General features: G+C 65.5%; 14 protein-coding genes and 2 tRNA genes. All 16 read right to left on the bottom strand.

Going from position 1 to position 11,396, the window contains the following annotated elements; genetic code table 11:
* The coding region (locus ACIQ3B_RS11270) for a CoA transferase (protein WP_397402579.1) at window positions 1–984 on the bottom strand (984 nt) is incomplete at its 3' end.
* On the bottom strand, window positions 981–1,958 hold the full coding sequence (locus ACIQ3B_RS11265) for an enoyl-CoA hydratase/isomerase family protein (protein WP_397402577.1): 978 nt from the start codon (window positions 1,956–1,958) through the stop codon (window positions 981–983). The genes ACIQ3B_RS11265 and ACIQ3B_RS11270, both read right to left, overlap by 4 nt.
* Entirely contained in the window at window positions 1,955–3,460 is a 1,506-nt protein-coding gene (locus ACIQ3B_RS11260) for a class I adenylate-forming enzyme family protein (protein ID WP_397402575.1), read from the bottom strand. The genes ACIQ3B_RS11265 and ACIQ3B_RS11260 overlap by 4 nt, the downstream gene beginning before the upstream one ends.
* A gap of 8 nt (window positions 3,461–3,468) precedes the next feature.
* Complete coding sequence (locus tag ACIQ3B_RS11255) at window positions 3,469–3,777, bottom strand: hypothetical protein (protein WP_397402573.1); 309 nt, start codon at window positions 3,775–3,777, stop codon at window positions 3,469–3,471.
* Window positions 3,778–3,897: 120 nt separating this feature from the next.
* A tRNA-His gene (locus ACIQ3B_RS11250) sits at window positions 3,898–3,974 on the bottom strand.
* A 181-nt stretch (window positions 3,975–4,155) separates the two neighbouring features.
* Window positions 4,156–4,863 carry an energy transducer TonB gene (locus ACIQ3B_RS11245; protein ID WP_397402571.1) on the bottom strand — a complete coding sequence of 236 codons (708 nt, stop codon included), beginning with the start codon at window positions 4,861–4,863 and terminating at the stop codon, window positions 4,156–4,158.
* A gap of 10 nt (window positions 4,864–4,873) precedes the next feature.
* Window positions 4,874–5,308 (bottom strand): ExbD/TolR family protein, encoded by a 435-nt coding sequence (locus ACIQ3B_RS11240; protein ID WP_397402569.1) that lies wholly within the window; start codon window positions 5,306–5,308, stop codon window positions 4,874–4,876.
* A 5-nt stretch (window positions 5,309–5,313) separates the two neighbouring features.
* Window positions 5,314–6,225, bottom strand: a complete 912-nt coding sequence (locus ACIQ3B_RS11235) for a MotA/TolQ/ExbB proton channel family protein (protein ID WP_397402567.1) — start codon at window positions 6,223–6,225, stop codon at window positions 5,314–5,316.
* A 541-nt stretch (window positions 6,226–6,766) separates the two neighbouring features.
* Window positions 6,767–6,842, bottom strand: a tRNA-Phe gene (locus ACIQ3B_RS11230).
* 77 nt (window positions 6,843–6,919) lie between these two features.
* Entirely contained in the window at window positions 6,920–7,090 is a 171-nt protein-coding gene (locus tag ACIQ3B_RS11225; protein ID WP_397402565.1) for a DNA gyrase inhibitor YacG, read from the bottom strand.
* Window positions 7,087–8,127 carry a ribonuclease E/G gene (locus tag ACIQ3B_RS11220; RefSeq protein WP_397402563.1) on the bottom strand — a complete coding sequence of 347 codons (1,041 nt, stop codon included), beginning with the start codon at window positions 8,125–8,127 and terminating at the stop codon, window positions 7,087–7,089. The genes ACIQ3B_RS11225 and ACIQ3B_RS11220 overlap by 4 nt, the downstream gene beginning before the upstream one ends.
* Entirely contained in the window at window positions 8,124–8,708 is a 585-nt protein-coding gene (locus tag ACIQ3B_RS11215; RefSeq protein ID WP_397402561.1) for a Maf family protein, read from the bottom strand. Before ACIQ3B_RS11215 ends, ACIQ3B_RS11220 begins: the two co-directional genes overlap by 4 nt.
* A gap of 5 nt (window positions 8,709–8,713) precedes the next feature.
* Complete coding sequence (locus ACIQ3B_RS11210) at window positions 8,714–8,932, bottom strand: translation initiation factor IF-1 (RefSeq protein WP_397402559.1); 219 nt, start codon at window positions 8,930–8,932, stop codon at window positions 8,714–8,716.
* Between the two features lie 91 nt (window positions 8,933–9,023).
* On the bottom strand, window positions 9,024–9,494 hold the full coding sequence (locus tag ACIQ3B_RS11205) for a low molecular weight phosphatase family protein (RefSeq protein ID WP_397402557.1): 471 nt from the start codon (window positions 9,492–9,494) through the stop codon (window positions 9,024–9,026).
* A 6-nt stretch (window positions 9,495–9,500) separates the two neighbouring features.
* Window positions 9,501–9,980, bottom strand: coding sequence for a UPF0262 family protein (locus tag ACIQ3B_RS11200; RefSeq protein WP_397402555.1), 480 nt, complete (start codon window positions 9,978–9,980; stop codon window positions 9,501–9,503).
* 111 nt (window positions 9,981–10,091) lie between these two features.
* Complete coding sequence (hisD, locus tag ACIQ3B_RS11195) at window positions 10,092–11,384, bottom strand: histidinol dehydrogenase (RefSeq protein ID WP_397402554.1); 1,293 nt, start codon at window positions 11,382–11,384, stop codon at window positions 10,092–10,094.
* Window positions 11,385–11,396 lie beyond the last annotated feature (12 nt).

The following is an 11,396-nucleotide window of genomic DNA, read 5'->3' as shown; positions in this document are numbered from 1 at the left end:
AGCCATTCGCGCCAGCGCCACGTCGACCAGCACCCCGCCCCCGGCCTCTAGTCCGCGCAGGGCGCCGATTGCCGCCGCGAGCCCGGTTACCGGATCGGCCAATGCATCGCCCAGGAAGCGCGGCGCGCCCCCCGGCGTCCAGCGGACCAGTCCACCAGCCGCCGCGGCGTCATCGCCAAATGCAACCCGGTCAGCGGCGGCCCCGCTCCAGCCGTAGCCTGTGATCGCCACCCAGATGAAGTCCGGCTTGGCGGCAAAGATCTCGTCGGGGTTTATGCCCAGTCCGGTGAACGCGCGCGGCCTGGCGCTGGTGATAAGGACATCGGCCTCCTTGATCGCGGCCTGGAGGTCGGCGCGACCTTCCGGGGTCTGGAAATCCAGGCTGATCTGTTGTTTGGCGCCGTTCAGTCGCTGGAAGAACTCAGGGGTTGAGGTGCGCGTCGGATCAGGCCTGCGAAGGCTCTCGATCCTGAGCACCCGGGCGCCCATGGCGGCCAGGATCGCGCCGCACAGCGGGCCCGCCCAGAGCGCAGAGAGGTCGACGACCTTCGGCAGCCCAGGCGCTCGCCCAGCGACCGCGCCGAGGCGTCGTGGCGACGTATCCGGGCCATCGATCACAACCTCGCCCACCACCGCCACCGGCAGTCCCAGCCGGGCGGCGCTGGCGACAAGTTCGGCGCAGGTCAGACGTCGGGCATACCGGGACACCGCCGCCCAGGGCGCCGCCCCGAAATCGCAGCCCAGCCAGGCCGGGATCAGATCGTGATCCTCGTCCCGCGCCAGGTTCAGCGCCATCCAGCCATCAGACGCGCGGAACATCTGGCACGCGCCGTTGGGCGAACGGCGTCCCGGAGGGCCGAGCTCCAGTTGGCCCGCGCGATCCAGCACGCCGAGGCTCTCGGCGTCGACCCGTTCGCCGAGCCGGGCTGTCAGTTCCAGAATCTCTGCGGACTGCCGGCCGATGAATGACGCAACAGGGCTCATGTGATCTCGGCGTCCACGAGCCCCCAATCCAGCGCGGTGGCCAGATCGATGGGAGCGCCGGAGATCGCCATGTACGCGGCGCGATGACGACCGATGCGGCGGGGAATGGACGCCGTGCCACCGGCGCCCGGTATCAGTCCCATGGAAACCTCCGGCAGCCGGCACACGGTTCCGGTCCGCCCCGTCACCCGGGAACCAGCGGCGGGGACTTCAATACCCGCGCCGATGCAATCGCCGTGCAGGTGAACGGTCAGGCGGTCGCCCAGCGCTCTCACAAGGCTCGCCGGGGATCGCAGCGTACGGATCAGGTGGGCTTCGGCCGGGTCGACGGCCTTGCCGAACTCGTTCAGGTCTCCGCCCGCACTGAAGGCGCCGCCCTGCCCGCTCAGGGCGACAGGCGGTGCCTCGGGGTGCACGCGGGCAAAGTCCAGCGCCTCGCAGAGAGCGTCACGCATGGCGGCGTCGAAGGCGTTTCGCGCAGCGGGGCGATTGAGGCAGATTGATAGTGTCCCGCCTTCCATCGTCATCAGGACCCGCGGCTCCTGGTCTGCGCGATCCCGGGCTGGCCGGGAGGCTCGCCAGGCCTGAAACCCCCGAGAACGCAGCAACGTCGAATAGGCCAGGGATTCCAGCTGCAAAGCCTGGCCGAAATCGAGCGCCAAGGTCATGCGCAGTATCTGGGCGGCGACACCGGCCGCTGCGGGCTGAGCGGCGACCCGCGCCTCAAGATCAGCGATCACGGCGTCAAGTCGGTCCGATGCGACGCCCGTCCACGGGCGGGGCGGGTCGGGAGCTGCGCTGAGCAGGATATCGAAAGCGTCCAGGCCGCTTGCGGGCAATGGCCCCGTCCGATGTACCCCCACAAGAACCTGACCGCCGCCGGCGACTGGCCCTTCGCGCCGCTGGTCGAGTTCCATCACCCGACACCCCGCGCCCTCCAGCGCGATCAGGTCGGAGATGAGATCGGCGGTCACCGGGCGGTGGCGGGCCTGACAACACCCGCCATCTCGACCTTCAACTGGCGCCGCAGGAGCTTGCCAGTATCGTTATACGGAAGGGCGTCACGCAGTTCCCAGACTTCGGGGGTCTTGGTGGAGCGCAATCGGGCGCGGACCCAATCGGCCAGGGCGTCGGGGGCCGTTCCGCCGGTTTTCAGAACAATAGCGGCGGCGACGCGCTCGCCCCATTCGTCATCCGGCAGTCCCAGCACCGCCACATCGGCGACATCAGGATGCTCGCGCAGCACGTCCTCGATTTCACCCGGCGAAATGTTTTCCCCGCCCCGCACGATCACGTCATCAAGCCGACCTTCCACAAACAGATAGCCGGCCTCGTCCATCCAGCCGCCATCGTTGGTGGCGAACCAGCCATCATCCTGAACGACTCTCTTGTGGGTGTATTCACCGGAGACCTGCTCACCACGGACATAGATTTCACCGGACCGACCCGCCGGCAGCACCCCGCCGTCCGGGCCGCGAATCTCCAGCTCCAGCGTGGGCAACGGTCGACCCACCGAGCCGAGCCGGCGACGCACGGCTTCATCGGGCGACGAAATCGCTTCGCGGTGATCGTCTGGTCCCAGAACCGCGACCGTCGAACTGGTCTCGGTGAGTCCATAAGCGTTGACGAAGTCCACATGGGGCAGAACCCGTAGCGCGCGCTCGATCACCGGTTGCGGCATACGCCCGCCGCCGTAGGAAAGCGCCTTCAAATGCGGCAACCCGGCGCCGCGACTCTCGAGGATGTCGAGGATGCGGCCCAGCATGGTGGGCACCACCATCGCATGGGTAATCTGTTCGGCGGTCGCCTCGTCGACCCAGGCCTCTGGCGTGAACGCCTCCAGGTGAACCAGCCGACGCCCGCCATAGACGCCTGTCAGGACCGCCGAGATCCCGGCGATGTGATAGGGCGGCACACTGACCAACGCCGCTTCACCTTCTTCTGATCCAAGAAACTCCACCGTGGAGATCACATAGGACGTCAGATTGGCGTGGCGGAGGATAGCGGCCTTGGGCTCGCCCGTCGTACCGCTGGTAAACAGCAAGACTGCGATGTCAGGTTCGACATAGGCAAGTTCCCCATCGACTTCAGCCTCGCAGGCGCGCTCGAACGCACTGCGCGCCATCATGGTCACGCCGGGGCATTCGCCGAGCCGCGCCAGCATGTCGTCGTCGACCACCGCGACGCAGGGCGCCGTCCTGGCCAGAAGCCGGGCGAGGTCAGCATCGGGAAGCCGGTAATTCAGGGGTGCGAACGGCTTGCCCAGAAGGCCGGCGGCAAAGATTGCAACGGGCATGGCCGGGCCGTTGAGACCGACGAAAACCACGGTGTCGCCGCCGGCGGCCTCCAGCGCGACAGCGCCAGCGCGTGCCCGCCGCTGGAGATCAGAGAACGTAACGCCATCTTCGCGCCGTCCCAGCGCCAGCCGGTCCGGCGCGGCATCCGCCGCCATATCGAGCAGGAGTGTTGTGTGCATGACAGGACCTAGTCGGACGCCGGCAACTTCTTGGCGTCCTTGGCGCTGATCGCACGGCCATCCAGGCTAAGCGACCCACTGCCACCCTTGCTGCAGAGGACCTCCAGACCGCTCTCGTCGTCAGCAAACCGCTTGCCCATCTGGGTGCCCTCGGAATGATCCGACGAGATGGAAAGACCGTCCGGCTTCGCGGCAGCATGCGCCACCATAGGGTGGCCGCCGCATTCAAGGCTGGCTTCGGATTTCGGCGGACGTACAACGACAACCTCGGTATCGCAGACGGCGCTCTTCCAGCGTGACCCTGGTTTCAGTTCCATAATCTTCCCTCTCACGGCGCGCTTGCCTGCGGCCTGTTGTGCCGCACCACCGTGCACCGAGGATGTCGCAAAGGAAAGATTTGGTCACGCCGCCCCATCGATTTGGGGTGGAAGAAACGATGGTACTGCCCCCCGGTCTCGAACCGGGGACCTCCAGATCCACAATCTGGCGCTCTAACCAACTGAGCTAGGGCAGCGCATCGCGAGCGGAGGTTCTAGTCGGGAGGGGCGGCTCGATCAAGCCCGACATCCTGAGGAGCGAAGCGTTGTCGGCTTTGTATCCGCATAGCCGCCATGGGCCCGAAACGAAAAACCCCGACGGCCTGCGCCGTCGGGGACAATTTCAACCTGCCTGTATCTGACTGACCGAAAACGGAGTCAGTTTTTCGGCATCGCAAAGCGGATCGGTATCGTGACCTCACCACCATCTGTCGGCTGCCCATCCTTGCTGGCAGGCCGCATCTTGAACAACCTTGCCATCTTCAAGGCGGAGTCGCCGAATCCGAGATCTGCGGGGTCCTCAGCAGTGATGGAGCACCGCTCTAGCGTTCCGCGTGCGCTAACCGAGCAACGCATCGAAACTCGACCGGTCGCTTCCATGCGCAGCGCGCGCTCAGGATAGTATCGCGCGTAGTCCTCGCCACTCGGCGTCCGGGTCCAGTCTGGCCGCGTAATGACCGACGGACGCGGCGGTTCCGGCGGCGGAGCTGCAGGCGGCCTGGGCTCCTCGATCCGACGCTCCACCGGCGGAACCGGCAGGGGCGGAATCGAAGGCATGTCCGGGATGGCCACCGGCGGACGCGGCTGCAGCTTTGGCGGCGGCGGCGGCGGGGTGTTCGGCGGCGGCGGCGGCGGCGGCGGCGGAGGCGGCGGCGGGACGGGCTTGATGAGAGCCACGTCCGTCACTTCGTCCGAGTACTCCTTGTACTTGGGTTCGAAGCGCGTCGTCCAGAGATAGACGCCAAGTCCGACGTGCGCGACCAGGGCGAGGATCAGTGCGATCATCGTCCCCGGCCGAGCTCTCGGCTTCGGGTCGTCGAACGGATTGTGCCGGGTCAGGGCCTCAGTGTGTGACGTGTCAGACATGGGGCGCCACCTAGTTGTTATCTTCACCGACGAGAGCCACGCTGTAGAACTGATTGTCCTGCAGTGCGTTCATCACGCCCATGAAGTCGCCGTAGAGCACGTCTCTATCCGCACGGATGAAGATGCGTTCCTTGGTGGGGTTACGGGTCGAGCCCAGCTGCCGGCGGAGGTCGTCACCGATGGTCGACAGGTCAGTCCTGAAGTCCTGGATGAAGACGCTGCCGTTCGGCTGCAACGAGATGTAGACCGGCTTCTGAGGGGTCACGCCGGGCGGCGCCACCGCAGGCGGAAGTGTGACTTTAACGGTCACACTCGCCAGCGGCGCAGCCACCATGAAGATGATCAGCAGAACCAGCATCACGTCCACGAAGGGCGTGACATTGATGTCGGCCATCGCCTCTTCCTGATTGCGCCCGCCCCCTCCGCTCGAGAGTTTGGCGGCCATTTAGGTTACGCTCCCTTATCGAGCTGCCGCGAGATCGCGTTCATCAACTCGGCGACGAACCCTTCCGAGCGGGCGCCGTAGGTCGAAATCTTCGTCTGGAAGAAGTTATAGAAGATAACCGACGGAATGGCGGCGAACAGACCCAGGCCCGTGGCGAGAAGCGCCTCGGCGATACCGGGGGCGACGACGGCCAGGTTGGTGGTGTTGGTGTTCGCGATCCCGATGAACGAGTTCATGATCCCGTAAACGGTGCCGAACAGACCGATGAACGGACCGTTGGAACCCACCGACGCCAGATACTGCATGCCGCCCGAGAGGCGACGCGCCAGTGCGGCCTGAACCGCGCTAACCGCATGTTCAGCGCGGGCGAGCGTGGTTTCACGGTGTTCGCCCACGATCGAGAGCCCGGCCTGGCGGCTGAGTTCAATCTCTTGCGCGGCCGCGGCGGCCATGTCGGCCAGCGGGTTACCGTCAAACTCTTCCGAGAGCGCGATCTTGCTCATGTCGTTCACGGATTTGGCCCCGCGGAAATTCTCCACGAAGCTGTCCGAGACGCGGTTCAGAGCCCGGAACTCGAAGATCTTGGTGACGAGAATGGTCCAGCTCAGGATCGAGGACAGAGCCAGGCCGATCATGATGATCTTCACAACCGGGTCGGAGTCCATGAACATGGTGCCGACATTGAGCTGACCGGCATTCTTCATGGTGGGCGGATCGGCCGGAGCCTCGGGGGCAGCAGCTGCGGCATCAGCCGCAGGGGCAGCAGCTGCGGCGTCAGCCGCAGGAGCGGCAGCTGCGGCGTCAGCCGCAGGAGCAGCAGGGGCGGCGGCGTTCTGAGCGAACGCCGGAGCGCTCAGACTCAACGCCATGGCGCCGAGGAGAGCGGAAAATGTGATCTTCAGTTTGTTGTCGAGCATCTGTCGCCAGTTCCTGGTTGATCTTGCACGATTGGCCGGAGGGTCGTCGCGCGAGAGCGTCTCTACCCTAGTTGAAACATGACCCCTGCCCCAACCCGCTTGCGCGCGCCAGAACAAAGAGCCGCTATCGCTGCGCCCGACCCGGAATGCTGATCCCGACGGTGCGTTGGGACTGGCGCTTCAGAGGTGCGGACGGCCTTGGGCCTCCAAGGAGGACCCAAAGTCTTACCGCTTTGTTAGGAAGCGGCTTCGACCCTTTGGCAACCCTGCAACGAGGCGTCAAGGGGCAGAAGTATTCGAATTCCATGACATACTGTCATCTGAACTACTCAATTGTGCGCTGCACACTTCGGATGCGCCGAACGCTCTTCGATTGATCATCTGCAGGAGCGAAAAAGTATTGCACTGCAGCATTTTCGCGAAACCGGGATCGCACGACATTCCCCGGGCCTGCCGCTTGTTTTCGTGGCGCGATTGATCCGTCACCGACTGGGCCGCCCGAGACCCAAGTTCTTGCGGAAGTTGCGATCTGGGAGAAGGGTGGTGCCTGGGGGCGGATTCGAACCACCGACACGCGGATTTTCAATCCGCTGCTCTACCAACTGAGCTACCCAGGCTTGGGCCCCGTCCTCGCGGGAGCCGCGTCTATAAAAGAGCCGTCCCGCGAAGTCCAGCGACCGCTGGCGCGCGTTTTTCAGGCGCCTGATGGATCCGACGATCCCGACGCCTCGGGATCATCGTCGTCCTCGACGGGTACGGCGTATCTTCCGCTCAGCCAGCGTTGAAGATCAACGTCGGCGCACCGCCTTGAACAGAAAGGCTTGTAGGCGGCATCGACGGTTTTCCCACAGATCGCGCAACTCATGTGGCGCTCACGTCGATTCGATCCTCGGGATAGTCCGCCACCTCGGACAATGTGAGGCGCGCGCCGAACCGCGCCGCCAGGGCTGCCATCCAGGGTCCGGTTTCTCTGGCGACCACCGGTGCGCACCTGGCTGTAAGACGGGCGGCGGGCTGCGCCAGCGCTTCGGTCTCCAGGCGTCGGATCAACCTCTGGGCAAGGGTGCGGTCACTCAAGGCTCCGCCCGGCTGACGCAGACGGTCCAGGAGAGGTCGGGTTCGCCGCGGGATCAGCAATTCCAGGGTCCCGAAGCGGCTGATCGGGCCGAAGGCCACGCCGGGGTTATCTGCCGCAAAAGCCAGCCGCGCCGCCGCCAGCAAGGCAGCGCCATCGTGGCCCCGCCCCGCCAGATCGATCACGACAATCCCGCCCAGCCCCTTCAGTCGAAGCAGGCGCGCCGCCTCGGTCAGTCCTGCCAGGTTGGCCTGACGCGTCGCGCGCTTGGCGTCTCCACCCTTGCGTTCACCCAGATCAATGTCGATGGCGGTCAGGGCCCGGGTGGGCTCGATCGCCAGGGTCCCGCCGCCGGGAAGCGGATGTAACGTCTCAAGGGCTTCCGCCTCGGCCTCATCGGCGATCACGCGAGCCTGTGCATCCTCGCGTATGGGGGCGTCGCGCGCGATCCGCTGCAGGGCCTCGGCAACGCCGTCCGGCCTGGCGAGAAGTCGTGGAGCCCCCTCCCCCGCTCCAAGGTAGCGCGTTGTCGCCAGTTTTCCATCGCGCGGCTCACTACGGATCTCGACCTCTATGGCGGCACCACGGACAGGACGCGCCTCTGGCTTGAAGGGCATGATCGCCTCAAGGCCGCCCCCGAGGTCCAGAAAGGCTGTCGCCAGGGCCGGCTCCAGGTTCGCAACCCGCGCGATCAGCCGCGCGCCCAGGCCCAATCGGGGGTCATCGTCATCCCGGTGGATCAGCAGGCGTTCGGGGCGGCCGTCCAGAGCGAGCACGCCCCGGGTCTCGCCGACCCCGCGATCCAGATAGATGACCCTGTCCGTCATCTGGGTGCGTAGCCGAGGCCGGTCAACAGACTGACCGTCTCATATAGCGGCAGCCCGACAACCCCGGTGTACGAACCCTGCAGCGCCATCACCAGGGCCGCAGCCCGCCCCTGGATTGCATAACCACCTGCTTTGCCGATCCCCTCGCACGAGGCCACGTAGGCATCCAGGTCAGCTTTGGAAAACCGTTTGAAGTGAACGCGGGTCTCGACCAGTCGGCTGGTGCCGCGGCCACCCGGTGCGACGACCGCAACACCCGTCAGCACGCGATGGGCGCGACCGGAAAGCCGCGTCAGGCAATCGCGGACCTCCTGATCATCGGCCGCCTTCGGCATCATCCGTCGGCCCAGGGCGACCACGGTATCTGCTGCGAGCACAAAGGCTTCCGGTTCCCGCTCTGCAACCAGCCGGGCCTTTGCCAGCGCAAGTCGAAGCGCCAGGCGTCTCGGGGTCTCGTCCCGCAATGGCGCCTCGTCCAGATCCGCCGGATCAATGGCGTCGGGCACGATCCCGACCTGCGCCAGCAGGTCCAGGCGACGCGGGCTGGCCGACGCCAGAACAAGACGATGCGACACAGGCATGCCGATCAACCGACAAGCAGTGTGATCGCGCCTCTTGTGAGGTCGTAGGGTGTCGACTCCACAAGCACATGATCACCCACGCCTGGCATGACGTCCGCCGGTCGATAGGTGTCAGAAAGCGTGGCGACCATTTCGCGACTGTTCTCGAGTTTGACGAGGAACATGGTGTTGGGAAGCGCCTCGCTGACGACGCCAGCAAACACCAGAAGCTCCGCCTTCGACATTCGATCTCCAGGGTCGCCATGTCGCGGGACCCGCCACCGGCGGCGACGCTAGCACAGCCGCGCCAGCGCCGAAACGCCCGCGTCCCGGCGATCAACGGGCAAACCTCTTCGCGATCCTTGCCGCCAGTCCGTCTCGAACCTGCCGATAGGCCTCCAGGCGGTTGCCCCGGGAGCCCTCCGTCAAGGTCGGATCATGGGTGGGCCAGTATTCGATGTCCGCCGCGCGGCCTCGCGCCAGTTCGACGGCCCGGTGCTGCGCCTCCGGCGTCAGCGACACCACCAGATCAAACGAGTCATCCTCAAGATCGTCGAACACCTTGCAGCGATGTCGGGTGATATCGAGACCGATCTCCTTCATGACCTCAGCCGCCAGCGGGTCAACCTCGAGGTCATCGGTATCGGGATCGAATGACGCACGACGCAGGCCGCAACTGTCCACGAAGATCCGTACGCCGCCGAACTGTTTCAGCAGCGCCTCAGCCATCGGCGAGCGCACTTGATTGTAGTTGCAGCAAAACAGGACGGCGTCAGGAAGCCGGGGGGTCTCCGGATCGGCTGACATCGACGGTCAGCTCCGCCAATGAAGGGCGCAGATCAGGGTGAACAGCCGACGCGCGGTATCAAGATCGGTCTCGATCTTCCCCGCCAGTCGTGTCTGAAGAAGCTCCGAGGCCTCATTGTGCAAACCGCGCCGCCCCATATCCAGGGCCTCGATCTGGGCAGGTGTCGAGTTGCGGATCGCCTGATAGTAGCTGTCGCAGATCATGAAGTAGTCCTTGATCAGCGTTCGGAAGGGCGACAGCGACAGGATGTGTCGTCGTTCATAGGTCGGCCCGCGCACGTCGAGAACAAGACGGTTCTCCATCAAACCCATGCGCAGGTCATAGGGCCCGGCAAGGGCGCCTTCGGGGAAGAAGTAGTTCTCTTCCAGAAGATCAAAGATCGCGATCTGGCGCTCCTGCTCCTGGTCGCGCGAAACGGCCGCGAGCGACTCTTCGTCAAGCTCGACCGATTGCAAACGATGAAGGGCTTTGGCGTCTTGGACCATGGCGTGTGGAATGAGCTTTATGGCATTCCGGGGTCGTTCGTCATCCCGCCCTGTCGAACTTCGGGCCAGATACGGAAAAAGACACCGCCAAGACCCGTTGTCAGCAACCGCTCAGCCTTGTCGGGATTGTCCCAGTCGTATCGCTGCGGACCTGGCGTGGGCGGGCAACCCCTCCGCATCGGCCAGGGCGATCGTCGCCGGCGCCAGTTTCGCGAAGGCCTCAGCGTCGCACTTCACGATCGAGGTGCGCTTCAGGAAGTCATAGAGGGAAAGGCCCGACGAGAACCGCGCCGCGCGGCTGGTCGGCAGCACGTGGTTTGACCCCGCCACATAGTCACCGATGGCTTCAGGGGCGTGACGACCCAGGAAAATCGCACCGGCGTGCCGGACACGGTCAGCAAGGCGTTCGGGGTTGTCGATGGCGAACTCGACGTGTTCCGGCGCGATCATATCCACCAGACCCGGCGCCTCATCCAGGGGCGCAATCACGATCGCGCCGTGATCGCGCCATGAGGCGCGCGCATCCGTCCCCGTGGTCAGTGTGGCAAGTTGCCGTTCAACCTCGGCCTCAACCCGGTCGGCGAAGGCGCGATCATCGGTTATCAGGATGGACTGGGCCGCAGGATCGTGTTCGGCCTGGGACAGAAGGTCCGCCGCGATCCAGGCAGGATCACTGGCCGAATCCGACACCACGACGATCTCCGAGGGTCCGGCCAGCGCGTCGATCCCCACCACGCCATAGACCCGCCGTTTCGCCGCGGTGACGTAGGCGTTGCCTGGACCGACGATCTTGTCCACCGGCCGGATCGGTCCAGCGCCATAGGCCAGCGCCGCCACGGCCTGAGCCCCCCCGACGCGCCAGATCTCACTGACACCTGCCGCCCGGGCGGCGGCGAGAACGGCGGGCTGCAGCTTGCCGGGGGGCGTCACCATGGCAATCCGCTCGACCCCCGCCGCCGACGCCGGCACGGCGTTCATCAGCACTGTGGAGGGGTAGGCCGCACGCCCGCCGGGAACATAGATCCCCACCGACTCCAGCGCCGTCCAGCGCCAGCCCAGCTCGACACCGGCTGCGTCGGTGAACCATTGGTCGGCAGGCCGCTGGCGCTCGTGATAGGCCCGGATCCGGGCCGCCGCGAAGTCGATCGCGTCCCGCACCTCGCGCGAACAGGCCGCTGCCCCCGCCTCGATCTCTTCGGAAGTGACCCGCAGCGTGTCCTGCGTCAGCTCCAGCCCGTCGAACTCGCGGGCAAACCGTAGCAAAGCGTCCACGCCCTCGGCGCGGACTGCCGCCAGAACATCGGCAACGACGGCGTCAACGTCATGCGGCGTATCACGTCGCTCACCGACAAAAGCGGTAAAGGCGTCGGTAAAACCGGGATCATCAGACATAAAGCGGCGCATGTGCGCTCTTTA

The organism is Phenylobacterium sp., assembly GCF_044358365.1.
Taxonomy (GTDB): Bacteria; Pseudomonadota; Alphaproteobacteria; order Caulobacterales; family Caulobacteraceae; genus Phenylobacterium.
The sequence above is the reverse complement of the archived record's forward strand: the minus strand, read 5'-3'. Positions and strand labels throughout refer to the sequence as shown.

What these genes read in the sequence shown, in the direction of transcription:
- ACIQ3B_RS11260 (WP_397402575.1), bottom strand. Translation starts at nt 3,460, where the DNA reads ATGCACACAACACTCCTGCTCGATATGGCGGCGGATGCCGCGCCGGAC.
- ACIQ3B_RS11255 (WP_397402573.1), bottom strand. Translation starts at nt 3,777, where the DNA reads ATGGAACTGAAACCAGGGTCACGCTGGAAGAGCGCCGTCTGCGATACC.
- ACIQ3B_RS11245 (WP_397402571.1), bottom strand. Translation starts at nt 4,863, where the DNA reads ATGTCTGACACGTCACACACTGAGGCCCTGACCCGGCACAATCCGTTC.
- ACIQ3B_RS11240 (WP_397402569.1), bottom strand. Translation starts at nt 5,308, where the DNA reads ATGGCCGCCAAACTCTCGAGCGGAGGGGGCGGGCGCAATCAGGAAGAG.
- ACIQ3B_RS11235 (WP_397402567.1), bottom strand. Translation starts at nt 6,225, where the DNA reads ATGCTCGACAACAAACTGAAGATCACATTTTCCGCTCTCCTCGGCGCC.
- ACIQ3B_RS11225 (WP_397402565.1), bottom strand. Translation starts at nt 7,090, where the DNA reads ATGAGTTGCGCGATCTGTGGGAAAACCGTCGATGCCGCCTACAAGCCT.
- ACIQ3B_RS11220 (WP_397402563.1), bottom strand. Translation starts at nt 8,127, where the DNA reads ATGACGGACAGGGTCATCTATCTGGATCGCGGGGTCGGCGAGACCCGG.
- ACIQ3B_RS11215 (WP_397402561.1), bottom strand. Translation starts at nt 8,708, where the DNA reads ATGCCTGTGTCGCATCGTCTTGTTCTGGCGTCGGCCAGCCCGCGTCGC.
- ACIQ3B_RS11210 (WP_397402559.1), bottom strand. Translation starts at nt 8,932, where the DNA reads ATGTCGAAGGCGGAGCTTCTGGTGTTTGCTGGCGTCGTCAGCGAGGCG.
- ACIQ3B_RS11205 (WP_397402557.1), bottom strand. Translation starts at nt 9,494, where the DNA reads ATGTCAGCCGATCCGGAGACCCCCCGGCTTCCTGACGCCGTCCTGTTT.
- ACIQ3B_RS11200 (WP_397402555.1), bottom strand. Translation starts at nt 9,980, where the DNA reads ATGGTCCAAGACGCCAAAGCCCTTCATCGTTTGCAATCGGTCGAGCTT.
- hisD (WP_397402554.1), bottom strand. Translation starts at nt 11,384, where the DNA reads ATGCGCCGCTTTATGTCTGATGATCCCGGTTTTACCGACGCCTTTACC.